Genomic DNA, 25,729 nt, shown 5'->3' with positions numbered 1-25,729 from the left:
ATGGACGATAGCAATACAACACCCGAAATCACAAATGAAAATGTGAATTTTGAAACCCGAATAAACTTAGCTCCACTTTTAGATCACGTTAGCGCGATTAAAAAAGAGCTTGAAACCATAATTGTAGGTCAACACAAGATGATCGATCAGCTTTTGGTTGCTATTTTATCAAACGGACACGTTTTACTCGAAGGCGTTCCGGGAGTTGCAAAAACAATCACTGCCAAACTTTTATCGAAAACCCTGAACATTGGCTTTAGCCGTATACAATTTACACCGGACTTAATGCCATCCGATATTTTGGGAACTTCGATCTTTAATTTAAAAACATCTGAATTTGAATTTAAAAAAGGCCCTATTTTCTCCAATTTAATCTTAATCGATGAAATAAACCGTGCTCCTGCCAAAACACAAGCCGCGCTTTTTGAAGTAATGGAGGAACGCCAGATTACGATCGACGGATTAGCCTACCAACTGGAAACACCATTCTTGGTAATTGCCACCCAAAACCCAATCGAACAAGAAGGTACTTACCGCTTGCCGGAAGCGCAATTAGACCGTTTTTTATTCAAAATCACTATTGATTACCCGAAACTAAACGAAGAAATTCTGATTATCCAAAGAGAGCATTTACTACAGGATCATGGAAAACTGGAAGCCATCAAAACCATACTGTCTGCTGCTGAAATAAAAGAATATCAGGCTTTGGTAAAACAAATCAGAGTTGAGCAAAATTTGTTGGAATACATTGCACGAATTGTAGTCAATACCCGTGAAAATGCATTTTTATATCTGGGAGCATCACCGCGTGCCTCAATCGCCATTCTAAATGCTGCCAAAGGTTTTGCTGCCATCCGCGGACGTGATTTTGTTACTCCCGAAGACATTAAAGATGCTGCCATTCCGGTTTTACAGCATCGTGTAATTGTAGCCCCTGAGCGCGAAATGGAAGGCATCACGAGTTCAGAAATTATCAGGCAAATTATTGAGACTGTTGAGATTCCGAGATAGTTATTAGTCACAGTTTTCAGTCACAGTGCATACTGAAACTGAAAACTGAGACTGAGACTGAGACTGAGACTGAAAACCGGGACTGAAAACTGAGACTAAAAAAACCAAACAAAGTGAAATTCATCAAAAGCCTATACCTCAATAACTTCTTCTTCTATGTGCTTTTAGGCATTATTGGAGCATTTGTCTGTGCTTTTATTTTTCCTAATTTGTACAATGCGGTTTGGTTTGTGGTTTTAATTTTAATCACTTTTTTAGGGCTCGACATACTCCTGCTTTATTTGAGCAAAACTGGTATCGAGGCAGAAAGAACGACACCGGAAAAACTTTCGAATGGAGATTTAAATCCCATAACCCTTTCGATTAAAAACCATTATACCTTTAAAATTTCAGTTAAGATAATCGACGAAATTCCGTTTCAGTTTCAAGTACGTGATTTCAAAATTGTGAAAACCGTTAAAGCCTCTGAGCAAAAAGAAATTGGCTATGAATTGCGACCTACAGAACGTGGAGAATATTACTTTGGCTATCTGAACGTTTATGTTTCATCACCGTTAAGACTAATTTCCAGAAGATTTTCGTTCGATAAAGACAAAATGGTTCCCACCTACCCTTCTTATATTCAGCTGCGAAAATATGATCTATTGGCTTTTTCAAATAATCTGTACCAATACGGAATCAAAAAAATCCGTAGGATTGGCCATACGATGGAATTTGAGCAAATTAAAGAATATGTTCAGGGTGATGATCTTCGAACGCTAAACTGGAAAGCCACAGCCAAGAAAAATGCCTTGATGGTGAATCAGTTTCAGGACGAGAAATCACAATCTGTATACATGGCAATCGACAAAGGCCGATCCATGCAAATGCCTTTCGACGGACTGAGTTTGCTGGACTATGCGATCAACTCAACCTTAGTTTTGTCGAATGTTATTCTGAAAAAACAGGACAAGGCAGGAATTTTTTCGTTCTCTAAAAAAGTAGAAAACCGTGTTTTTGCCGAAAAAAGAGCCTCTCAGATGCAAAAAATTCTGGAGACCTTATACAATATCAAAACCGATTTTTTCGAAAGCGACTACAGCCGTTTGTACGTAGACATCAAGAAAAATATCAATCAAAGAAGTTTAATCATTTTATACACTAACTTTGAAACGATGGACGGTTTAAACCGACAGTTGCCTTATTTAAAAGGAATTGCAAAAAGTCATTTATTGGTTGTCGTTTTCTTTAGCAATACAGAACTCAATGCGATCATCAACAAAAAAACGGATACCATTCAGGAAATTTACGACAAAGTGATCGCTGAAAAATTCATGTTCGAAAAGCGTTTAATTGCTAACGAACTCAAAAAATATGGCATACACTCCGTTCTAACACAGCCCGAAAATCTGACGTTGGACGCTATCAATAAATATTTGGAAATTAAAGCCAGAGGAATTTTGTAGAAGTGAGAAATGCTTTTTTTTGTGAAAAATGATTTGTGAAAAGTAAAATGACCGCAATTGTTTTTTTTGTAAATATTATTAAAACATCAAGTTCTTTATAAAAATTAAGATTAATCAAAAAATCGTTGAACCTTTGTTCTTTTGAACCTTTGTAATTTCTAAGAAAATGAAAAAACTACTTGTACTTGTATTTGTTCTTACAAGCTTTATGTCTCATGCACAAAAAACGGAGAACATTATCATCATCACCACAGACGGCTTTAGATGGCAGGAAGTGTTTAAAGGAATGGACCCTGCAATTGCCAATGATAAAAAATTCAATCAGGGAGACAGTACCTATATTTACAAGAATTATGCAAGTGCTGACTCCAAAGAAAGCCGAAAAAAAATCATGCCTTTTTTATGGTCAGAAATTGCTTCGAAAGGGCAAATTTATGGCAATCGTGACTTAGGCAGTAAAGTAGACGTCTCAAATCCGTATTGGTTTAGTTATCCCGGATACAGCGAAATCATGACCGGAAATGTTGATGTTGCCGTCAATTCCAATCATTACAAAGACAATCCGAATGTCAATGTTTTGGAGTTTTTAAACCAGCAATCGAAATTGAAAGGAAAAGTTGCCGCTTTTGGTGCATGGGATGCATTTGATCGAATTTTAAACGAAAAAAGAAGTGGTTTCCCTGTAATTTCTGCTTTTGATAATGTGGGAGGAGATAAGCCTACCGAGACTCAGAAATTGTTGAATGAAATGCGCAACAACTCTTTCAAACCTTTTCATCAGGATGAATGCCTGGATGTTTTTACACATTATCAGGCTTTGAACGAACTTAAAACAAAAAAGCCAAAAGTACTTTACATTGCCTACGGAGAAACTGATGAATGGGCACATGCCGGACATTACAGATCGTATCTTGACGCTGCAAACCAGGTCGACAAATGGATTAAAGAAATCTGGGATTTTGTACAAAATGATCCGCAATACAAAAACAAAACTACGATATTAATCACCGTCGATCACGGCCGCGGTGACAAGATAAAAGCACAGTGGACAGATCATGGTGCCGATGTTGAAGGTGCCTCTCAAATCTGGTTCGCCGCAATGGGACCTGAAATCGCACCAAAAGGAGAAATCAAAACAGATTCTCAATTGTATCAAAAGCAGATTGCTCAAACCATCGCCAAAATCATGGGCTATACTTTTGAAACATCACATCCCGTAGCAAACGAAATTTCGGAAGTACTTCAGAAATAAGTTTTTTTTGCCACAAATTACACGAATTTTCTCTAATTACTATTTTGCTTAAGGTCAGAAAGAATTAGTGCAAATTCGTGGCAACTTTTTTTATTTCCCCCTCTGAACCTTTGCAGCTTTGAACCTTTGAACCTTTGTACCTTCGCAACTTTACAACTTTTAAAAAAAATCTCAGTACCTTAGCCCCCCAGAACCTAAGTACCTTCAAAAAAAATGAAACAAATTACTTCAATACAAAATCCGTTTATAAAATCACTTGTTTTACTACAGGAAAAGGCCAAGGCCCGCAAACAAACCGGAACATTTTTAATTGAAGGCTTACGTGAAATTCAACTGGCGATAAAAGGAGGTTACGACATAGAAACCGTTTTATTTTTACCCGAACTGGTTACAGAAAATCAAATTCAAAAATTGGTGAACGTTCCGGTTCAACTCATCGAAATCAATAAAGAAGTTTATCAAAAACTAGCGTATCGCGATACGACCGAAGGGATTCTGGCTGTGGCTAAAACCAAATCGATGTTGTTATCTGATCTGAAATTATCCGACAATCCGTTAATAGTTGTTGCTGAAGCGCCGGAAAAACCAGGAAACATTGGCGCGCTTTTGCGAACTGCCGATGCTGCAAATCTGGATGCCGTATTAATTGCAAACCCAAAAAGTGATTTATACAATCCAAATATTGTACGCTCCAGTGTCGGTTGTTTGTTTACCAATCAAATTGCAACAGGAACAACAGCTGAAATCATTGCCTTTCTAAAAGAAAAAAAGATCGACTTTTACTGTGCTACCCTGCAAAACTCTACTTCTTATCATACACAGGACTTCACAACCCCAACCGCTTTGGTTGTAGGCACTGAAGCCACTGGCTTAACACAGGATTGGCGGGATGCTGCTACTCAGAATATCATCATTCCCATGCAGGGCGAAATCGACAGCATGAATGTCTCCGTTGCTGCTGCTATTCTAATTTTCGAAGCCAAGCGTCAACGCGGATTTAACTAAACCAAAACATACCGTCATGAATTACAAATTATCACTTTTAGCCTTAGTATTTAGCCTTAGCCTTTCAGCTCAAATAACCAACCCGGAAGTAGATGAACTGGTCAATCGCACCCTAAAAGCATTTGATGTACCCGGAATTGCAGTTGCCATTGTAAAAGACGGAAAAGTAGTTCTGGCAAAGGGTTACGGAGTAAAATCAATAACAACACAGCAAAAAGTAGATGCCAATACCCTTTTTGGGATTGCCTCCAACAGCAAAGCTTTTACCTCAGGAGCATTGGCGATGCTGGTAGATGAAGGCAAAATAAAATGGGACGATAAAGTCGTAAAATATCTTCCTGATTTTAAAATGTACGACGATTACGTAACCCGTGAATTCACTATTCGTGATTTATTAACACATCGAAGCGGACTCGGACTTGGAGCCGGAGATTTAATGATCTGGCCTGACGGAAGCGATTTTAAAGCAGCAGACATTGTGCATAACCTAAGATACTTAAAGCCCGTTTCCAGTTTTAGAACCAAGTACGATTACGACAACTTACTATACATCGTAGCAGGTGAGATTGTACACGTGGTAAGCGGTAGAACCTGGGCCGAATTTGTTGAAGAACGAATTATGAAACCTCTGGAAATGAACAATAGTGTAGCTTCCGTAAAACGTTTAAAAGATACTACAAACGTCATTACACCTCATGTTCCGGTTGATGGCAAACTTAAAACGATCAAACGTTATGAGAATCAGCTTTTCGATGGAGCAGCCGGGATCTATTCCAGTGTTAATGATTTGAGTAAATGGGCCATTTTACAAATCAATAATGGAAAATATGGTGATAACAAACCGTTATTTTCAGAAAAAGAACACGATGAAATGTGGCAATTGCAAACTATCATTCCGGCAAAAACAAGGCCACCGTACAACACACATTTCTCAGGTTATGGTTTAGGCTGGTTCTTAAGTGATGTAAAAGGATACAAACAGGTTTCGCACACAGGAGGATTAGAAGGAAATGTGACGCAAACTACTTTGATTCCCGAATTAGGCTTAGGTATCATTGTTTTGACCAATCAGCAATCAGGAGCCGCTTTTAGCGCGATCACCAATACCATAAAAGACAGCTATCTCGGTGTTAAATCAGATGATTATGTAACCCTTTACAGCAATCGAATGAAAGCTAGCGAAGCGTCAGCTGATAAAGTGACCGATGAAGTTTGGGCAACCATTGCCAAAAACAAAAAAGACAAACTAAAAACCGATTTTTCTAAAATAACCGGAACTTACAAAGACAATTGGTTTGGCGAAATCACAATAACAGAGAAAAAAGGAAAAGCATACTTTGCTTCCAAACGCTCTCCACAACTGGCTGGCGAGGTATTCTTCTACAAAGATGGAAATTACGTAGTAAAATGGAACAATGCTTTCTTTCACGCCGATGCTCATTTACTTTTCAAATACGATGAAAGCGGCAAAGTCATTAACTTAAAAATGCTACCAATTTCTGAATTAACTGATTTTAGTTATGATTTTCAGGATTTGGATTTTGCGAAAGAATAGTTTTTTAGTTTGCAGTCGCAGTTTGTAGTCGCAGTTTGCAGTCACAGTTTACAGTTTACAGTTGCACCTGCTAAACAGTATCTCTTTCAACCTTTTTTCACACCCAACCCGATTTAAAAGTGAAAACTGGGACTGAAAACTGAGACTGAAAGCAGTACTCAAAAACTTGAAACCTGAAACTTGAAACAAAATAATTTCATTCTAAAATCAACCTTCCATTCCCTTGCGTATATTCAAACTTATTCTTATTTTTAGTACTTGAACTATGCCGTTATGATAGAAATAGATATTGAAAAAGAAAATAAAGCAATTGCGCAAGAGTATAAAGAGTTACTTCGAATCAGTTATCAGACTTTAAGCCCAACCGACAAAAAACTTATCCGTAAAGCATTTGATGTTGCTGTTGATGCACACAAAGAACAAAGACGTAAATCTGGTGAGGCGTATATCTTTCATCCTATTGCAGTTGCAAAAATAGTTGCCTCTGAAATTGGTTTGGGAGCGACCTCTATTGCTGCGGCCTTGTTGCATGATGTTGTTGAAGATACCCCTTTGACTGTGGAAGATATTGAGCGTTTGTTCAATCCGAAAGTAGCCCAATTGGTAGAAGGCTTAACCAAGATCTCATTGGTTCAGAGAGACCTGAATGCCTCTATGCAGGCAGAAAATTTCAGAAAAATGATTCTGACACTGAACGATGACGTTCGTGTTATTCTGATCAAACTGGCCGATCGTTTGCACAATATGCAAACCATGGATTCTATGGCGGAATACAAACAAACCAAAATCGCCTCAGAAACACTTTATATTTACGCTCCTCTTGCCCACCGTTTGGGACTTTATAATATCAAAACCAAACTCGAAGATTTAGGTTTAAAATATACCGAACCGGCAGTTTACAATGATATCGTAAGCAAAATCAGAGAAACTAAAGAAGAACAGGATGCTTACATCAAAGACATTTCGGATGTTTTGAAAAAATCCTTAGACAGTGAAGGCATTGATTATGTAATTAAGGGACGTCCAAAATCTATTTATTCGATTCGCCGTAAAATGCGGGCTCAAAATGTGAGTTTTGACGAAGTGTATGATAAATTTGCTTTAAGAATCGTTTACAAATCAGATCAGCATGATGAAAAATTCGTAGCCTGGAAAATCTATTCCATTGTTACCGACCATTACAGACCAAGCCCGAGCCGTTTGCGTGACTGGATCTCCTCTCCAAAATCAACCGGTTACGAAGCTTTACACATTACCGTGATGGGGCCAAAAGGCCGTTGGGTTGAAGTACAAGTTCGAAGCGAACGTATGGATGAAATAGCAGAAAAAGGATATGCAGCACATTACAAATACAAAAACGGCGCAACCGAAGAAAGTGGTTTGGATGTTTGGCTGAATTTACTTCGAGAAGCATTAGAAAATCAGGAAACCAATGCGGTAGATTTTGTAGAAGATTTTAAAATGAATTTATATTCAAAAGAAATCTTTGTCTTTACGCCAAAAGGAGAAATCAAATCATTGCCAAAGGGGGCCACATCACTTGATTTTGCTTTTAGCATACACTCTGAAATTGGAATTAAAACCCGAGGAACACGCGTCAATGGACGATTAGTACCTTTGAATCACGAATTAAAAAGTGGCGATCAGGTTGAAGTTATAACCTCTGCTAATCAAAAACCAACTGTAAACTGGTTGGAATACGTGACAACTTCGCGCGCGAAAACCAAAATTAAGAATGTTCTGAACGAGAACACCAAAAAAATCGCCGAAGAAGGAAAAGAACTGCTTACCAGAAAACTGAAACACCTAAAAATCACTATCAATGAGCAGGTCATTAATGAATTAGTTAACTTTTTCAAGCTTAAAACCAGTTTAGATTTATTTTACAGAGTTGGTATTGGTGCGATCGAAAATCAGCAGTTAAAAGATTACGCAGCACAAAAGAGCAATACGTTTATCAATTTCTTTAAAAATAAAATTAAACGAAACAAAGACAATACCGCTTCTGAGGACATTCACAAACCGGTCATCAGCAGTAACTATGACATGCTGGTTTTTGGAACGGAACATGATAAACTCGATTACAAACTCTCACAATGCTGTAACCCAATTCCGGGAGATGACGTTTTTGGTTTTGTAACCATCAATGAAGGGATCAAAGTTCACAAAAAAGACTGTCCGAACGCGATTGGCATGCAATCCAATTATGCGTACCGTATTATGAGCGCCAAATGGATCGATTCTTCTCAGGAAGAATTCAAAGCCATTATCAACATAACAGGAATGGATGTTTTAGGACTTACCAATCAATTGACCAGAGTTATTTCGAACAACATGAGCGTAAATATTCAGAGTATTTCGTTAAGTACAGATGCCGGAATTTTTCATGGACAGATTGCCGTTATCGTTCAAAACAACACCATTTTGAAGAAAATGATCAATGCCATTAAAAAAATTGACGGAGTTGATAAAGTAACAAGAGAATACAGAACTTAATTCCAAATTGAATCGAATCTGATTTTTTTATATGAAAAATGATATACTGAAAATTCCACAGATACATTTAAATGAAAACGGCGAGCTTATTATCACTGCTTCCGATTCTTCGTCTAAATATGATTTTGATTTTTTTCAGGGAAAATCAGACATCTTAAATAAAAAATTAAAACAAAGGCTTTCAAACTGTACAGAATGGATCGAATTTCCCTCCACTCAGGAAATGTACAAAATCCTGCACGGAATTGGCAATATTGATAATTTCCTTGCCACTTTTGACGGAAAGCCTTTCGAAGGCATGACCGTTAGATTATTTAATCCTGAAACCCGATTGTGGAGTATTTATTGGTCAGATTCAAATACCGGAATATTAGACAAACCCGTAATAGGTTCTTTCGAAAACAAAGTCGGTCACTTCTTCTCTAAAGATATTTACGAAGGTAAAAAAGTTTTTCAGGTATTCCGTTGGGATGCAAGAGACGAAAATAATCCGGTTTGGAGTCAGGCCATGTCTGAAGATTCCGGAAAATCATGGGAATGGAATTGGTACATGTACATGACAAAAAGGAAGTAAAAAATGTTAGTATTTTCATAAATAAAAACAATTATGTTAATTATGTTCACTCTATTTTTTTAAATTTATCATTACAAACACCTGTAATTGATACTTTATTATGAATCGAATACAAATTAAAACGTTAAACTTTAAACCCGAAACTTTTATTCATTAAAAATAAAAAATTACCTTTGCCGGATATGACACTCATTTCAACTGACAACACTAGAAATCAAGAAATTGTAAAAAATGTTTTTACAATGTATCTTGAGCAAAAAGGGCATCGCAAAACTCCTGAGCGTTATGCTATACTTCAGGAAATTTACGATAGCGAAGAACATTTTGATATAGAAAACTTATATATCAAAATGAAAAACAAGAACTATCGTGTGAGTAGAGCTACATTATACAACACAATAGAGCTATTGTTAGACTGCGCTTTGGTTAGAAAACATCAATTTGGACAAAATCAAGCTTACTACGAAAAATCATATTTTGATAAACAGCATGATCATATTATCATGACGGATTCCGGTGAGGTAATTGAATTTTGTGATCCAAGAATTCAAACCATCAAAAAGACAATCGAAGAAATATTTGATATTGAAATTACAAATCATTCTTTGTATTTCTACGGAAACAAAAAGCAAAAACAATAATTCCGAAAGGCATTATTCAAAAAATATAAAAAAGAAAATTAACTACATTAATCAGTAGGGCAACTCGGATTGCCTCAACGCAAATTAAAAATAGAATGACCGTAGATTTATTACTAGGATTACAATGGGGAGATGAAGGTAAAGGAAAAATTGTTGACGTTCTTACCTCAAATTATGATATTATTGCACGTTTTCAAGGAGGACCAAATGCAGGACACACATTAGAATTTGACGGAATTAAACACGTACTTAGAACCATTCCTTCCGGAATTTTTCATAAAAAATCAGTAAACATCATTGGTAATGGTGTTGTAATAGATCCGGTAGTTTTTCAAAAAGAAATTGAAGGTTTAGAGAAATTTAACCTTGACATCAAAAGCAAACTGATCATTTCAAGAAAAGCACATTTAATTTTACCAACACACCGTTTATTAGATGCCGCATCTGAAGCATCAAAAGGGAAAGCAAAAATTGGCTCTACCCTTAAAGGAATTGGACCAACTTATATGGACAAAACCGGAAGAAACGGATTGCGTGTTGGAGATATCGAATTAGAAGATTTCAAAGATCGTTACAGAGCACTAGCTGACAAACATGAGGCTATGATTGCTTTTTATGATGTGGCTATTCAATACAACCTTGCTGAACTTGAAAAAGAATTCTTTGAAGCCATTGAAGAATTAAAGAAATTAGATTTCATTGACAGTGAAGAATACATGTACCAAGCTCAAAAAGCAGGTAAATCAATCTTATGTGAAGGAGCTCAGGGTTCTTTATTAGATGTTGATTTCGGAACTTATCCATTTGTAACTTCATCAAACACTACAGCTGCCGGAGCTTGTACCGGTTTAGGAATTGCTCCTAACAAAATCAAAGAAGTATACGGAATTTTCAAGGCTTATGTTACACGTGTAGGTAGCGGCCCATTCCCTACTGAACTTTTTGACGAAGTGGGTGCAACAATGGCAAAAGTTGGAAACGAATTTGGTTCTGTTACAGGAAGACAAAGACGTTGTGGATGGCTGGATTTAGTAGCTTTAAAATATGCCGTACAAGTAAATGGAGTAACTCAATTAATGATGATGAAAGGTGACGTTCTTTCTGGATTTGAAACTTTAAAAGTTTGTACAGAATACAACTACAAAGGACAAAACATTTCTCACTTTCCTTACAACATTGAGCCGGAAAACGTGACTCCTGTTTATAAAGAATTTAAAGGATGGCAAGCTGACTTAACAGGAATGACATCTTACGATCAATTGCCAATCGAGCTAAAAGAATATATTGAGTTTATTGAAGCAGAAGTTGGAGTGCCAATCAAAATTGTATCGGTTGGACCAGACAGAAAGCAAACAATAACAAAATAATATCTCTAAACGCTCTGATAACCAGAGCGTTTTTTTTATACAAAACATTTCTAATGATGAAAAATCCGAAAATTAAAGTTACCGAAACTCAGTTATTATCAGACAATTGGTACATACTAAACAAGGTAACTTTTGACTACGAAATGAAAGATGGTAAAATAGAATCTCATATTCGTGAAGTGTATGATCGCGGAAACGGAGCAGCTATTTTACTTTATAATACCGCTAAGAAAACTGTTATTCTAACAAGACAATTTCGCTTGCCAACTTATCTAAACGGCAATAAAACCGGAATGATGATCGAAGTCTGTGCAGGTCTTTTGGATCAGGACCATCCGGAACAAGCTATTATTCGCGAGACTGAAGAAGAAACCGGGTATCGTTTGCAAAAAGTAGAAAAAGTGATCGAAACCTACATGTCACCGGGATCTGTAACCGAAATTTTATACCTGTTTATCGGAGAATACAACGAAACAATGAAGGTAAACGACGGTGGCGGATTAGACGCGGAACAAGAAAACATAGAGGTTTTGGAATACACCTTTGATCAGGCCTATGCCATGATTCAATCCGGCGAAATTACAGATGCAAAAACTATTTTACTGTTACAGCATGCGAAAATAAAAGGTTTGATTTAAGATTTTTTGAGTATTTTAGATCAAACTAAAATCTATTAAATGCTCCATTTTAAAACATTACTTTTTCTGCTTTTTCCTTGTCTGCTCTTTTCACAAAATGAAAAATGGCCTGCTGCAAAACTAAAACAGGATTTATCGACTTTTAAGGAAATTAGAGAAAAAGCCAATTCAGGAGTTTATAAATACCGAACCAAAAAACAGATCGACAGTATTTATTCGTGGGCATTTTCAGAATTAAAAAAACCTAAATCGCTACTGGATTTCTACAAAATAGCCCTCAAAATCACTGATTTTGAAGGCAGCGTACACAATAACACCACTCTTCCCGATGAATTTCAAAAAAAATATATGTCGGGAAAAGTTTTCTTTCCGTATCCCGTAAAACTACTCAAGAATAAAATAATTGTCAATTTTCAGAATTCCGAAATTCCTATTGGATCTCAAATTCATAAAATCAACGGTATTAAAATCGAGAAAATAATCTCTCGTTTCTACAAATACTACACGACGGACGGTTATAATATTTCGGGGAAATCAATCGGAATCAGTGCTTCATTCGGAAGGTATTTCGAATTGGAATACGGCCCAAAAGAGCATTTCCTGGTCGAATATTCACTCCCCGACCAAACTCAAAAACAATCCAAAACTATAGCCGCTGTTTCGAACGATCAAAGAAAAGAAAACTTTAAAAACCGACATTCTTTACCTATTGACAGCCTGTTCTATGGAGAAATTAAAAACAAATACACTTTCAAACTCACGGCTCCAAATACAGCGTTGCTTTCTATACCCACTTTTGCAATTGGAATGAATGCAAAAGACAAAGAGCATATTGTCTATAAAAAGTATCTCGACAGCTGTTTTCAACTTCTCACTCTGCATCCGGAAATCAAAAATTTAATAGTCGATGTTCGAAGTAATGGAGGTGGAAGCGATCCTAACGACCTTGTCGCTTTTTCTTATCTGACACAAAAACCGTATCGAGAAAATACATCGGCATTTATTAATTTTCAAAAAATTCCATACCCGCAGTATTTTATCTATCAAGAAACAGAACCACAGAAAAAGGTCGAAGAACTCCATGAATTTGAAGCCGAACTTAAAGAAGAATACCCTGAACTGAAAGGACAACAGTACCAGCAAGATCCTAAATTCAATCGTTTGTTACAGCCCGATAAAAACAGCTTTAAAGGACAGATCTATCTATTAATAAGCCCCAGAATAGCCTCTGCAGGATCACTCTTTGCTTCTTTAGTCGCAGGCCATACCGACGCTATAATTATTGGTGAAGAAACAATGGGCGGTTATTATGGTCATAACGGACACACACCCGTGGAATACGAACTTCCAAATACAAAGATAAAAACACAATTTTCGATCGTTAACCTCGAACAGGATGCCCCTAAAAAACCCAACCAGATTTTTGGCAGAGGTGTAATTCCCGATCATGAAGTCATACAAACCATTGATGACTTTGTACAAAATAAGGACACACCGTTTGAATATACTTTGAAATTAATTGATCAGAAATAAATGAAATTGTTTAAGAATAAAATTTTAAGAATAGTACTATTCCTTTTTATACTCATGAATAGTATTGCTTTTTTTCATGCCTATAAATTTACTCATTTCACAGAAAATAACGCCGTAAAAACTAAAAGTCCCGAAAAATTATCCCTAATTGACAAAGCAAAAACTCTATTCCTGGGAGTTAATAATCCTAAACCCAAAAACAATAAATTCCCAACCCAAAAATATCAGATTATAAACCTTAAAAGCAACAAGGAAATTGAATGCTGGTTTATCAAAAATAAGAAACCAAAAGGAACTGTTATACTTTTTCATGGTTATGGAGGAGAAAAATCCTCAATGATTGAAAGATCAAATGAATTTATCAAATTAGGATTCAATACCGTTCTTGTTGATTTTATGGGAAGTGGAAATTCGGAAGGAAATCAAACTACAATTGGTTTTAAGGAGGCTAAGCAGGTAAAAACTTGTTTTGACTACGTTACCAGGACAGGAGAACAAAATATTTATTTATTTGGAACTTCCATGGGAGCAGTTTCAATAATGAAATGTATTAATGATTCTAAAATAAATCCCAAAGGTATAATTATCGAATGTCCATTTGGATCAATGTATAAAACTGTCTGTGCCAGATTTAAAAAGATGAATGCACCCACATTTCCAATGGCAGGTTTATTAGTGTTTTGGGGCGGCTTACAAAATGGCTTTTGGGGATTTAGCCACAATCCCGCAGAATATGCAAAAAATATTTCCTGTCCGGTTTTATTACTTTACGGAGAAAAAGATAAAAGCGTAAGCAGAGAAGAAATAAATGTGATTTATAAAAATTTAAAAGGTCAAAAAAGAATTAATATCTATAAAGCAACCGGACATGAAAATTATCTCATTAAAAATAAAATTCAATGGACAAAGGATGTCACAGGATTTATAAAATCGATACAGTGAAAAATTGTAAATGAAAATCCAACAAACTATTCAGGTAATTGTATAAACGATTTGGCTGGTAATCAAATAACTTTACGAGTATAAAAAATGCAATTATGAGAAAGTTACGATACCCCTTAAGTATTTTACTACTGGTCGTTTTGGTTCTAATAAGTTCTTGTAAAAAGAATGAAGCAACCGAAACAAAGGGCAAAGTAAAGCCTAAAAAAACGATCGAACGTACAAAACCGAAATCCGTTTCCTATCATTTTGAAAACACAAAAGAATGGCTTAAAACCAATGCCTCCGACAGCAGCAAACTCCGCATTGCATACGCCATAAATCGAACTGATCGAAAGAATTTTGTCAAAATGGACTCTGTTATTATTCCTAGTGATTTTACAGGCGATTTGGTTTATTATCTCCCGTTTCCAACTCATATCTTCGCTTTAGAAGAAGTTTCGAAAGTGATTCTTTTCTCCTATCCTGCTCAGACATTTGCTACTTATGAGAATGGAGAATTAATGTTCGCAGGCCCAACCAATATGGGACGAAAAAAAGATCCCACACCAACCGGATTGTTCTTTACCAACTGGAAAGCTGAAAAAACAACCAGCACATTTAATGATGAATGGGACTTAAAATGGAATTTTAATATCGAAAATAAACTGGGAGTTGGCTTCCATCAATATGATTTACCGGGATACCCTGCCTCGCATTCTTGTTTGAGATTACAGGAAAACGATGCCAAAGATCTTTACAAATGGGCTGACGAATGGATTTTAAAAGACCCGGAGAATGTAAAAGTAAAAGGAACTCCGGTCATCGTTTTTGGAAGTTATCCTTTTGACGCACCAAAACCCTGGTATGCATTAGTAAAAAATCCTAAGGCACTGGATTTATCAGAATCAGAAATAAAAACCCAAACCCAGTCCTTTATACAGGAGATTTTAGAAAATCAAAAGCTTAGAGAAGCCGAACCAACTGCTACGCCCTGACTCTATTTATAAAAAAGCACATTATTACAATCAGTCAAAACCTCCTCATAAAAGGTTCTGGCTGATTTTTTTTGAAAATTTACACCCCACTGAGCCTCTGAACCTTTGCAACTTATTTAACACATAAATGAATAAACGTTCATTTATTATTTATATATTTGTTCCCTAATTAAACAAGACATGAACAATTCACTTATAAAAAACAAAAAAATCACCATTATTGGTGGCGGGCCTGTTGGTTTAACCACAGCGCGAATTTTACAAATTAACGGTGCTGATGTAACCGTTTACGAAAGGGATCTGAATGCACAAGCCAGAACTTCGGGCGGGACATTGGACATTCATTCGGATTCAGGTCAAAAAGCAATCGAAAAAGCAGCCTTAATGGACGTCTTCTATCAGTACGCACGTCCAACCGGAGAAAAAATGGCTGACATGCAGGGGAACATTACCTCGGCTGAGATGCCGGATGAAGAAAATGCATATACACGACCTGAAATTGACCGTAATGATTTGAGAAAAATTATGCTCGAAAACCTGAATGCCAATACAGTAATTTGGGACAGTCATTTAACCCATATTGAAAAAACAGGAGAACAATACCATTTAGAATTCAAAAACGGCGCTACCGCAACCGCCGATTTTGTGATAGTTGCCAATGGCGGAAGATCGAATGCTAGAAAATTTGTAACTCATAAGGAACCTCAACTTTCGGGAACCTACATTATTCAGGGAGAAATTGCCCACCCTGATCGTGATTATCCGGAATTCAAACCCAAATATGGCGACGGAAATGTAATGGCAATGGGCGAACAGAAAATGTTTTATACGCATACCTTACGCGACGGTTCCGTACATTTTGGAGTTTCTTTCAAAGCAGATGAAAACTGGATTTCAAACCACGGAATTGACTTTGAAGATCTTACTGCCGTACGAACATTTTTGAATGAAACCTTTAAAAACTGGAGTGACGACTATAAAAAATTCTTTGCCGCTGCAACTGATTTCTCCGGATTGCCTTTACGTTTATTCTCTTTGGAAGAACCCTGGGAAAAACATTCCAATATTACACTTGTTGGTGATGCCGCACATGTAATGCCTCCCTTTGCCGGTGAAGGTGTCAATATGGGGTTGATGGATGCCTATCAATTAACCGAAAACCTAACCAACGGAAAATTTGAAACACTACAGGATGCCATTGACGATTATGAACAAAAGATGTTTGGTTATGCTTTAGAAGCACAACGACAAACTTCTAAAATGGAAAATCTACTACATTCTGACATCACAACCGAAGACATCATGAACAGCCGCATTGGCCATAAAACCGAATCATAAAAATAAAAAAAGGCATAAGAGTTTCATTCTTATGCCTTTTTTGATGCTGCAAACTTTTATTTCTCTACTTTTAGTACTCTCAAATCCTTTTCTATAAAGCAATGAAACTACTATTCTTTTCAATACTAATCTCTCTTTTTACAATATCATCCCTATATTCTCAAACAAAAAAAGAAATCTACCAATTCTCTAAAGACATTAGTGCAAAGATCGAAAAAGACACGGTAAAATGGAAATACCAAACCGGAGCAACTGACTATTCTATTAGCGGTTATTATAAAAAAGCACTGGAAACCTGGGATAAAAATGGCGCTACTGTACCAACAATAACCAAAGAAGACAGTTTATATCTAACCCTATTTCATCCTGAAAATGCCAAAACATATATTGTTAATCGATCAAAAAAGGAAAAAGTCATTCTGATAAATGAAGCCCACAACAACGCCAGACACCGGGTATTCAGTACTTCAATATTGCAGGGACTTTACGACAATGGTTTTCGGTTTCTCGGTCTTGAAGCACTCTCTGACACTTTAGTTAATAAAAGAAAGTTTCCAATCCTAGAAAGCGGCTATTATACAAAAGAGCCACAATTTGGCAATTTGATTAGCGAAGCTCTCAAAATAGGCTTTACTGTATTTGGTTATGAAGACTTCGACACTCCTAATCTCACAGGGAAAGACAGAGAAATCAAACAGGCTCAAAGCATTGCCAAATGGATAAACAACAACCCTGACGGGAAATTTTTAATCCATTGTGGATACGACCATATCATCGAAGGAACACCCTCAATTAAGCCCTGGGAAAAAGCAATGGCCGGCAGACTAACTGAATTTACTGGCATCAATCCATTTACAATTGATCAGGTTCGATATTCTGAAAGAGGAGATACAAAATTAAACCAGCCCTATATTCAAATGATAAATTTAGAGTGCCCGGCAATTCTGATTGATTCTAACGGCAACACTTTCAATGGCGGCCTAAATAATCTTAAAAAAATAGACTGTTCCATCATACATCCTGTTACTACGTATGCCAATAAAAGACCGAATTGGCTGTCATTATCAGAAAAGAGAAAAAATTACCCGGTTCCAAACTCAAAAATAAAAGAGTTTCCTGCACTAATTACAGCATATCGAATTAATGAATATGAAAACGAAGGAATACCCGCTGATGTCATTGAGATTTTAGCCAATAATGAAAAAGGAAATTTACTATTAGCTCCCGGGAAGTATAAAATCGTAATTAAAAATAAGGACTACAAAATAACCAATACCTATTTGATTACTGCAAAAAAATAGTCTTGTCTAAAATCAAAAAAGGCATAAGAAACGAACTCTTATGCCTTTTGTTTTATATTGAAAACTAAAAATTATCTTGAATAATTTGGAGCTTCTTTTGTAATAGTAACATTATGTGGATGACTTTCCGTAATTCCGCTTGACGTAATTCTAACAAAACGTCCCGATTCCTGTAAAGTTGGAATGTCTTTTGAACCACAGTATCCCATTCCGGCACGAAGACCACCAATGAACTGAAGCATACTTTCGTTTAACTCTCCTTTGTAAGGAACACGTCCCACAATTCCTTCCGGAACTAATTTTTTAACATCGTCTTCAACATCCTGAAAGTAACGGTCTTTTGATCCGCCCTGCATGGCTTCTACAGAACCCATTCCGCGGTAAGATTTGAATTTTCTTCCTTCAAAAATGATCGTTTCTCCCGGAGATTCTTTTGTTCCTGCCAATAACGATCCTAACATTACACAATCAGCACCTGCAGCGATAGCTTTAGGAATATCTCCTGTGTAACGAATTCCACCATCAGCAATTACCGGAACTCCTGTTCCTTTGATCGCCGCAGCTACTTCAAGAACTGCTGAGAATTGAGGAAAACCAACACCTGCAACGATACGGGTTGTACAGATAGAACCAGGTCCGATTCCGACTTTTACACCATCAGCACCATTTTCAACTAAATATTTAGCTGCTTCCGGAGTTGCAATGTTACCCACAATTACATCAATGTTTGGAAATTTAGATTTTACTTCTTTCAGGGTGTTTACAACACCTTCAGTATGTCCGTGAGCAGTATCAATAATAATAGCATCAACACCCGCAGCAACTAAGGCTCCGGCTCTTTGAACTGCATCACCAGTTACTCCAATTGCCGCTGCCACTCTTAAACGTCCGAAAACATCTTTGTTTGCGATTGGTTTTTGAGTCAGTTTTGTAATATCTCTGAAAGTAATTAAACCAACTAGTTCGTAGTTAGCATTTACTACCGGTAATTTTTCGATTTTATGTCCTTGTAAAACTACTTCTGCCTGTTCTAAAGAAGTCCCTTCAGCAACAGTCACTAAGTTTGTGCTTGTCATTACCTCAGCGATTGGTCTTGCTCCGTTTTTTTCGAAACGTAAATCACGGTTGGTAACGATTCCTTTAAGTATTTTATTTTCATCAACGATTGGAATACCACCGATTCCGAATTCTTTCATTGCATTTTTTGCATCTGCAATAGTTGAATTTGTTGGTAAAGTTACCGGATCGATAATCATTCCGGACTCCGCACGTTTTACTCTTCTAACTTTCGCAGCTTGTTGCTCGATCGTCATGTTTTTATGTAAAACACCAATTCCTCCCTCCTGAGCCATAGCAATTGCCATTGAACTTTCGGTAACGGTATCCATAGCAGCTGATACTATAGGAACATTAAGTGTTATATTTCGTGAAAACTTTGATTTAATACTCACTTCGCGAGGAAGCACATTCGAGTAGTTAGGTACTAATAATACATCGTCGTAAGTCAAACCTTCGCCGATAATCTTGGAGTTGTGTGCTATCATGGTGCAATTTCTAGTTGAATTGCGTGCAAATATAGTGAATAAATTGCAAACTTAAATACTAACGTATTCATAAATTTACATTTACAGGAAAGATAGCGTAAATTATGACTTAGTAATAAAGACGTAGTGAGCAGTCGCAGTCGCAGTTTACATCTCACATTTTACAGTCGCAGTCGCAGTTTATATCTCGCTGTCTCAGTTCACATCTCACATCTCACATCTCACAGTTTACAGTCGCAGTCGCAGTTTACATCTTGCTGTCTCAGTTCACATATCACATCTCACAATTTACAGTCGCAGTCGCAGTTTACATCTTGCTGTCTCAGTTCACATCTCACATCTCACATCTCACAAGTTTACAGTCGCAGTTTACAGTCGCAGTTTACAATTTAAAAAAACTATTCATCAGAATTGTCATTAAAAATAAAGTTGAAACCAAACTGAAATGCCATACTATTGGCTTTTGAAACGTCTTTGAATTCCAGAACATTATTGACGAGAACATACATATTAAGTTTTCCAAGAGTACCTGAAAGTCCCAAACCTATATTTTTACTAGAATAAGAGTCAATTGTATAAGTAGCCTTAACATCTAACTTTTCAAAAATACTACGTCGGTAAAAAGCAGTTACCGCAACAAAAGGTTCTACCGGCAAAGCCATAGCAAACAGCTGCCCTCCTACGCCATTGACGTATTTTCTGGTAACTTTTCCTTTGCAATTACAGTCTTCCTCATCAGAACGTGATTCGCCAAAAGAGTACTGCAGGGAAGAATAGAATTTTGTTGGTCTGCGGGTGGTGTATTTATTGTAAAGTGTGTCGCGTGGTATTGCCTTATCAAATTCATCAAAAATGTTCTTTGGTTCGTTTGAATTCATAAAATCAGGATTTACACCCTGGTATTGATACGTTCCTTTATAGGTTAAAGTCTCAATATCTTTGGACTGTCTCACAAACCCCAAATCGACAATACTTCCGGTAAACTGAAGATTATCTTTAAAATAATACGTAAATCCTGCGTCAAGCCCTAAGCCAAGACTTCCGTTAAAAAAAGTATTGTGTATAATATCTTTTGGAATACTTCCTTCATACTCGTCTTTTGTAAATGTAGCGATCCCGGATGTCCTTATCTCTAAATTAGAAGATATTACTTGATTATACAAATTAGGGGTTCCAGCTGCCCGACCGGTATAAATAAACCCTGAATTTCGGGTTGATGTTGCATTTGCTCCACTGGAATAAATTTTGGCGCGACCACCGAGTACCAATTTCTCACTCAGCTTTTTATGAAAACCTACATGAAAAACCGAGAGTATTTCAGCTTTCATGTTTAAATCAGCCAAATTGAACGATTTCCCAATATGATCTTTATTTCCGTCTAATGCCAGTACGACAAGATCCTTAGGAACATACATTAAAAAATCAAATTCCTGATAGATACCAAACGAAATGTACGACTTACTGTCTCTTCCTCCAACCCGAAAACCTCCCGAAAATAACTCGAGCTGCTGATTGATCTGGGCTTTATCTTTACTTGATGATTTATTAATGACATTTCGAACTTTATCATTGAAATTCACTCCATTATTGGCAAACAAATCATAAGCTGAAAAGCTGCCTGAACCCAAATTTGCCGAAACTCCGGACAAAACCGGAACTCCAAAATAATATTTATAAGCAACATCTGCCCCCGGATTTACAAGCGAAGATTGTGGAATGGCGGTAAAATTATACAGCACTTCTTTATTTTGAGCCAAACAAGAAAGCTGAAACAACACTATGAAGACTAGCTGTAGCTTTCTCATTCGATTACCATATAAGCGGTTGCACTTGAACGTAATTTTAAACTGCCTGCACTGGTTCCGTTTAAAGGCGGGCCGGGTGCCATTACAACTACAAAACCAAGTTTTCGGGATTGCTTTAATAAATCTAATCGTTGATTTTCGAATACTTCGGTAGGATATTTTATAACATTTGTACCTCCTGAATAGGCCGGAATAGCAAGTGTGATGGTTTGAAGAATTTTATTGTTATCGTCCAGAAGCAATACATTAAGTGTAAAAGCCCTGTTTATAGTATTCTCCATTTCAAAATCAAACTCAGCTTTAACGAGATTGTCTTTTAAAAATTTTTCTTTAAAAATATCAAAATCCTGAACATCAAAAGCTATTTGCTGTTCGGTACCATTGTCTATAAAAGAAGCTGCGGGAACATCAAAATAAGCCAGATTAGCCACAAAAGCAGGTTCTAGCTTTAAATCTTTAGTCTGATCAAAATCCAGATCACTGGAACATGAAGCAATAAAGATGGATAAGAATAGTATTTGAGAAATTCTCTTTATAAAATGTAGTCCCATGGTATTTATACATTATCTAAATACTAACAACGATAATTTGCTATCACTTATTATTTGCCTTTGCTAAGTAAATATAGTTATTTTTTAATGAAATTTCCCAAACAATTTTGATGCTTCATTGTAGGCACTCTCAAAACTTAAAGAGTTCAGGCCTGTGGCTTTTTTATTAGATGTAAAGTAAGAGATCAGCTTTTCGGTAGGCATATTACCTGTGAGTTTATCGGTTGCCATCGGACAGCCGCCAAACCCCTGAATAGCCCCGTCAAAACGTGTACAGCCTGCTTTTGAAGCCGCATCTATTTTTTCGAACCAGCTGTTTGGCGTGGTATGCAGATGCGCGCCAAACTCAATTTGCGGGTACTTCGGAATCAAATTTGAAAAAAGATAAGTGATTACTTCCGGTGTAGAACTACCAACAGTATCAGAAAGCGATAATATTTTCACCCCCATTCCGGCCAGCTTCTCTGTCCACTCGCCCACGATCTCTACATTCCACGGATCACCATAAGGATTTCCAAATCCCATGGAAAGATAGGTAACGACTTCTTTGTTTTTCTGATCGGCAATTTCAAGAATTTCTTCGAGCGTAATTAAAGATTCGGCGATGGTTTTATGTGTGTTTCGCATCTGAAAGTTTTCAGATATTGAAAAAGGAAATCCAAGATATTGAATAGGTTCATGCGCTGCAGCTAATGATGCTCCTTGTGTATTGGCAATAATCGCTAACAATTTGCTTGTAGTTTGCGATAAATCAAGCTGCGCCAAAACTTCAGCAGTATCCTGCATTTGAGGAATCGCTTTTGGAGATACAAAACTTCCAAAATCAATGGTATCAAAACCCACTCTCAACAGAGCCTGTATATACGAAACCTTATTTTGGGTAGGTATGAAAGTTTTGATGCCTTGCATAGCATCACGCGGACATTCGATAATCTTGATTTCTTTATTCAAAGCTTACTCTTTTATAATGGCTAAGTTAGTTTCTTTTTTAAAGAAATAAAAGTTATAATTTTCTTTAATTATATTACAGAATATGGTAACACTTTATTATGTTACACAAAAACGTAACAATTGATAGTGTTACACAAAAACGTAACATTTAAAAAATATTAACTACATTTGTAATACTATTATTATTCTTTTTATTTATATTTGAAGCTATGACTAGTGTAATTACAGGAGATATAATCGATTCCAGAAAGCAAAAATCAAAAGACTGGGTAACATCCTTAAAGGAGGTCTTATCTCCTTTTGGAGAAACACCTCTCCAATGGGAAATTTACAGAGGGGATGAATTTCAAATTGAAATAAAGAATCCTGAAGAAGCTTTATTGGCCGCCATTCTCATCAAAGCACATTTAAAAGCCTTAAAACTGGATGCCCGAATGAGTATTGGTATTGGAAATAAAACACATGATGCTGAAAAAATTTCTGAAAGCAATGGTTCTGCCTTTATACACTCGGGTGAACTTTTTGAGACTTTAAAGAAACTAAAAGTAAGTTTAGCGCTGCGAACCGGCGATACTGTTATCGATGAAAAAATAAATTTAATGATTCAGCTTGCTCTCACTTTTATGGATAATTGGCCAGCTCAATCTGCCGAATTTGTAGCAATTGCAATAGAAAATCCAAGTTTGTCACAAGAGGAATTAGCCCCGAAATTAGGGATAAAAAGAGCCGCAGTAAGCCGAAGACAAAAACGAGCTCAATTTGATTTAGTATTAAATTTAGACCGCTATTTCAGAACACAAATAAAACAACTTGCAACGTTATGATTTTATTTATAAAACTACTTTTAGCACATTTACTAGGTGATTTTACAGCGCAGCCCAACTCATGGGTAACCGACAAAGAAGCCAAAAAACATAAAAGTATTTATTTATACCTTCATATTCTTTTACATGGAATTTTAGCCGCCATTTTGGTTGGAGAAATCCAATTTCTTCCATATGCACTTCTTATTGCCGTATCTCATGGCATTATCGATTTAATCAAGCTTCATTTCCAGAAAAACAAAACGAAACGCAGTTGGTTTATAGTAGACCAATTGCTGCACATTTTAGTTCTAATTGGGATTGTTTTTCTCTACAAAGACGAAACAATCAATTTTCATTGGTTCAACAATCAATTTTGGATTTTAGTGACCGGAGTTTTATTCATCACAAAACCAACTTCTATTCTCATTAAAACCATTATTTCGATTTGGAACCCGGAAAGTCAAAATAGCCACAATGAAAATTCGCTCTCCAAAGCAGGAAATTACATTGGCATCTTAGAAAGATTGTTTGTCTTCTGCTTTATCTTAACAGGCCATTTTGAAGCTATAGGTTTTTTATTGGCAGCTAAATCAATTTTTAGATTTGGAGATCTAAAAGAAGCAAAAGACAGAAAACTCACCGAGTACGTCATGATTGGTACTTTGATCAGTTTTGGAACTGCTATTATTACAGGATTAATTGTTCAGGCGCTGCTTTTACAATTGTGCTAAAACCTTTTTATTGATTGCTTTTATCAAGGCAGGACCTTCATAAATAAAACCTGTATACAATTGAACCAGACTGGCTCCTGCATTTAGTTTTTCGATCGCATCATCTTCAGTATGAATTCCACCTACTCCAATAATTGGAAAAGCTTTATTGCTTTTTTCCGAAAGAAAACGAATCACCTCAGTCGAACGTTTCGTTAATGGTTTTCCTGACAGTCCTCCAGTTTCAGTCTGGTTAGCAGACTGCAATCCGTCGCGGGAAATTGTAGTATTCGTTGCAATTACACCTGCAATCTGAGTAGTTTTTACAATATCAATAATATCGAGTAATTGCTCATCTGTAAGATCCGGAGCAATTTTTAATAAAATTGGTTTTATTTTTTGTGTGCTTGTTTTTTGCTTCTCCACGTTTCTGTTTTGCAGCGTTTGCAACAAAGCTGTCAAAGGCTCTTTGTCTTGCAGAGCACGTAAATTTGGCGTATTTGGCGAACTTACATTCACCACAAAATAATCTACATGATCAAACAAAGCATCAAAACAAATGATATAATCATTAACTGCATCTTCGTTTGACGTAACTTTGTTCTTCCCAATATTACCACCAATTAAAACTCCCGAATTCTTTTTCAAACGTTCTACAGCTTCCAGAACTCCGCCATTATTAAATCCCATTCGGTTAACAATCGCTTGATCTTCTTTCAATCGAAACAAACGTTTTTTAGGATTTCCTTCCTGTCCAACAGGAGTCACAGTACCAATCTCAATAAAACCAAATCCAAAATCCGATAATTCTTTATACAACTTGGCATCTTTATCGAATCCCGCAGCCAATCCTACCGGGTTTTTAAATTTAATTCCAAAAACTTCGCGCTCCAAACGGCTGTCTTTTACTTCGTAAATCGATCTGATAATTGATGAAACACCAGGGATTTTTGAAATGAATTTAACAAATGAAAAAGTAAAGTAATGTACTTCTTCCGGATCAAACCAAAAAAGTATTGGGCGAATTATCAATTTATACATAGTAGTGTGTTGTTGTTTTTTTGGATGCAAATTTAAATATAATACTTGAAAGTGACTATGATTTATAGAAAACTGTTTCTAACATTCTTTTCCCATATATGACACTGAAAACAAACACGTAGCAATTGAAACGCAACAGAGCAAAAAAAAAAAAAAATAATAGTAATTCTATAAAATAAATATAGTTATATTAAATCCTCTTTTAAACTTTATTCTTAATTTTACCCCAACTACTATACTCCATAA

22 protein-coding genes are annotated in these 25,729 nt (G+C 36.4%); 17 read left to right on the top strand and 5 right to left on the bottom strand.

Annotated elements, in window-relative coordinates:
• From OGZ34_RS11300 to OGZ34_RS11230, 15 genes are all read left to right on the top strand, one after another.
• Positions 1 to 1,011 carry an AAA family ATPase gene (locus OGZ34_RS11300; RefSeq protein WP_263363098.1) on the top strand — a complete coding sequence of 337 codons (1,011 nt, stop codon included), beginning with the start codon at positions 1 to 3 and terminating at the stop codon, positions 1,009 to 1,011.
• A gap of 113 nt (positions 1,012 to 1,124) precedes the next feature.
• Positions 1,125 to 2,456: a DUF58 domain-containing protein gene (locus tag OGZ34_RS11295; protein WP_263363097.1), complete on the top strand. Its 1,332-nt coding sequence runs from the start codon at positions 1,125 to 1,127 to the stop codon at positions 2,454 to 2,456.
• Positions 2,457 to 2,622: 166 nt separating this feature from the next.
• Positions 2,623 to 3,708, top strand: a complete 1,086-nt coding sequence (locus OGZ34_RS11290; RefSeq protein WP_263363096.1) for a phosphoglyceromutase — start codon at positions 2,623 to 2,625, stop codon at positions 3,706 to 3,708.
• 213 nt (positions 3,709 to 3,921) lie between these two features.
• Entirely contained in the window at positions 3,922 to 4,713 is a 792-nt protein-coding gene (locus OGZ34_RS11285; RefSeq protein ID WP_263363095.1) for a TrmH family RNA methyltransferase, read from the top strand.
• 16 nt (positions 4,714 to 4,729) lie between these two features.
• The gene (locus OGZ34_RS11280) at positions 4,730 to 6,268 is read left to right on the top strand and encodes a serine hydrolase (RefSeq protein WP_263363094.1); all 1,539 of its coding nucleotides are present in this window, start codon (positions 4,730 to 4,732) and stop codon (positions 6,266 to 6,268) included.
• Between the two features lie 273 nt (positions 6,269 to 6,541).
• A complete protein-coding gene (locus OGZ34_RS11275) occupies positions 6,542 to 8,764 on the top strand; it encodes a RelA/SpoT family protein (protein WP_173966995.1) in 2,223 nt (740 codons plus the stop codon).
• A gap of 31 nt (positions 8,765 to 8,795) precedes the next feature.
• Positions 8,796 to 9,338: a hypothetical protein gene (locus tag OGZ34_RS11270; protein ID WP_263363093.1), complete on the top strand. Its 543-nt coding sequence runs from the start codon at positions 8,796 to 8,798 to the stop codon at positions 9,336 to 9,338.
• A 182-nt stretch (positions 9,339 to 9,520) separates the two neighbouring features.
• Positions 9,521 to 9,979: a Fur family transcriptional regulator gene (locus OGZ34_RS11265; protein WP_029268726.1), complete on the top strand. Its 459-nt coding sequence runs from the start codon at positions 9,521 to 9,523 to the stop codon at positions 9,977 to 9,979.
• 95 nt (positions 9,980 to 10,074) lie between these two features.
• Positions 10,075 to 11,346 (top strand): adenylosuccinate synthase, encoded by a 1,272-nt coding sequence (locus OGZ34_RS11260; RefSeq protein WP_263363092.1) that lies wholly within the window; start codon positions 10,075 to 10,077, stop codon positions 11,344 to 11,346.
• Positions 11,347 to 11,402: 56 nt separating this feature from the next.
• Complete coding sequence (nudK, locus tag OGZ34_RS11255) at positions 11,403 to 11,984, top strand: GDP-mannose pyrophosphatase NudK (RefSeq protein ID WP_173967059.1); 582 nt, start codon at positions 11,403 to 11,405, stop codon at positions 11,982 to 11,984.
• A 39-nt stretch (positions 11,985 to 12,023) separates the two neighbouring features.
• Positions 12,024 to 13,517 (top strand): S41 family peptidase, encoded by a 1,494-nt coding sequence (locus OGZ34_RS11250; RefSeq protein ID WP_263363091.1) that lies wholly within the window; start codon positions 12,024 to 12,026, stop codon positions 13,515 to 13,517.
• 54 nt (positions 13,518 to 13,571) lie between these two features.
• Positions 13,572 to 14,459 (top strand): alpha/beta hydrolase, encoded by an 888-nt coding sequence (locus OGZ34_RS11245; protein WP_263363090.1) that lies wholly within the window; start codon positions 13,572 to 13,574, stop codon positions 14,457 to 14,459.
• Positions 14,460 to 14,554: 95 nt separating this feature from the next.
• A complete protein-coding gene (locus tag OGZ34_RS11240) occupies positions 14,555 to 15,436 on the top strand; it encodes a L,D-transpeptidase (protein ID WP_263363089.1) in 882 nt (293 codons plus the stop codon).
• 180 nt (positions 15,437 to 15,616) lie between these two features.
• On the top strand, positions 15,617 to 16,774 hold the full coding sequence (locus OGZ34_RS11235; protein ID WP_263363088.1) for an FAD-dependent oxidoreductase: 1,158 nt from the start codon (positions 15,617 to 15,619) through the stop codon (positions 16,772 to 16,774).
• A 101-nt stretch (positions 16,775 to 16,875) separates the two neighbouring features.
• Complete coding sequence (locus tag OGZ34_RS11230; protein ID WP_263363087.1) at positions 16,876 to 18,075, top strand: hypothetical protein; 1,200 nt, start codon at positions 16,876 to 16,878, stop codon at positions 18,073 to 18,075.
• A gap of 71 nt (positions 18,076 to 18,146) precedes the next feature.
• On the opposite strand, the gene guaB is transcribed toward OGZ34_RS11230, so the two are convergent.
• The 4 genes from guaB to OGZ34_RS11210 form a co-directional block, all read right to left on the bottom strand.
• Positions 18,147 to 19,619 carry an IMP dehydrogenase gene (guaB, locus tag OGZ34_RS11225; protein WP_263363086.1) on the bottom strand — a complete coding sequence of 491 codons (1,473 nt, stop codon included), beginning with the start codon at positions 19,617 to 19,619 and terminating at the stop codon, positions 18,147 to 18,149.
• 398 nt (positions 19,620 to 20,017) lie between these two features.
• Entirely contained in the window at positions 20,018 to 21,424 is a 1,407-nt protein-coding gene (locus OGZ34_RS11220) for a DUF5723 family protein (protein ID WP_263363085.1), read from the bottom strand.
• Positions 21,421 to 21,975 carry a hypothetical protein gene (locus OGZ34_RS11215; protein ID WP_263363084.1) on the bottom strand — a complete coding sequence of 185 codons (555 nt, stop codon included), beginning with the start codon at positions 21,973 to 21,975 and terminating at the stop codon, positions 21,421 to 21,423. The genes OGZ34_RS11220 and OGZ34_RS11215 overlap by 4 nt, the downstream gene beginning before the upstream one ends.
• 84 nt (positions 21,976 to 22,059) lie before the next feature.
• Positions 22,060 to 22,926 (bottom strand): hydroxymethylglutaryl-CoA lyase, encoded by an 867-nt coding sequence (locus OGZ34_RS11210; protein ID WP_263363083.1) that lies wholly within the window; start codon positions 22,924 to 22,926, stop codon positions 22,060 to 22,062.
• A 209-nt stretch (positions 22,927 to 23,135) separates the two neighbouring features.
• On the opposite strand from OGZ34_RS11210, the gene OGZ34_RS11205 reads away from it, so the two are divergent.
• Both OGZ34_RS11205 and OGZ34_RS11200 read left to right on the top strand, forming a co-directional pair.
• The gene (locus tag OGZ34_RS11205; RefSeq protein ID WP_263363082.1) at positions 23,136 to 23,750 is read left to right on the top strand and encodes a SatD family protein; all 615 of its coding nucleotides are present in this window, start codon (positions 23,136 to 23,138) and stop codon (positions 23,748 to 23,750) included.
• Positions 23,747 to 24,463 carry a DUF3307 domain-containing protein gene (locus tag OGZ34_RS11200; protein ID WP_263363081.1) on the top strand — a complete coding sequence of 239 codons (717 nt, stop codon included), beginning with the start codon at positions 23,747 to 23,749 and terminating at the stop codon, positions 24,461 to 24,463. Before OGZ34_RS11205 ends, OGZ34_RS11200 begins: the two co-directional genes overlap by 4 nt.
• On the opposite strand, the gene OGZ34_RS11195 is transcribed toward OGZ34_RS11200, so the two are convergent.
• On the bottom strand, positions 24,449 to 25,483 hold the full coding sequence (locus OGZ34_RS11195) for a quinone-dependent dihydroorotate dehydrogenase (protein ID WP_263363080.1): 1,035 nt from the start codon (positions 25,481 to 25,483) through the stop codon (positions 24,449 to 24,451). The two genes, OGZ34_RS11200 and OGZ34_RS11195, sit on opposite strands and share 15 nt — an antisense overlap.
• Positions 25,484 to 25,729: the final 246 nt, after the last annotated feature.

The sequence above is a fragment of the Flavobacterium collinsii genome, from assembly GCF_946903285.1.
Taxonomy (GTDB): domain Bacteria; phylum Bacteroidota; class Bacteroidia; order Flavobacteriales; family Flavobacteriaceae; genus Flavobacterium; species Flavobacterium collinsii.
Note: the sequence above shows the minus strand (reverse complement) of the source record. Positions and strands in the feature narration are given on the sequence as shown.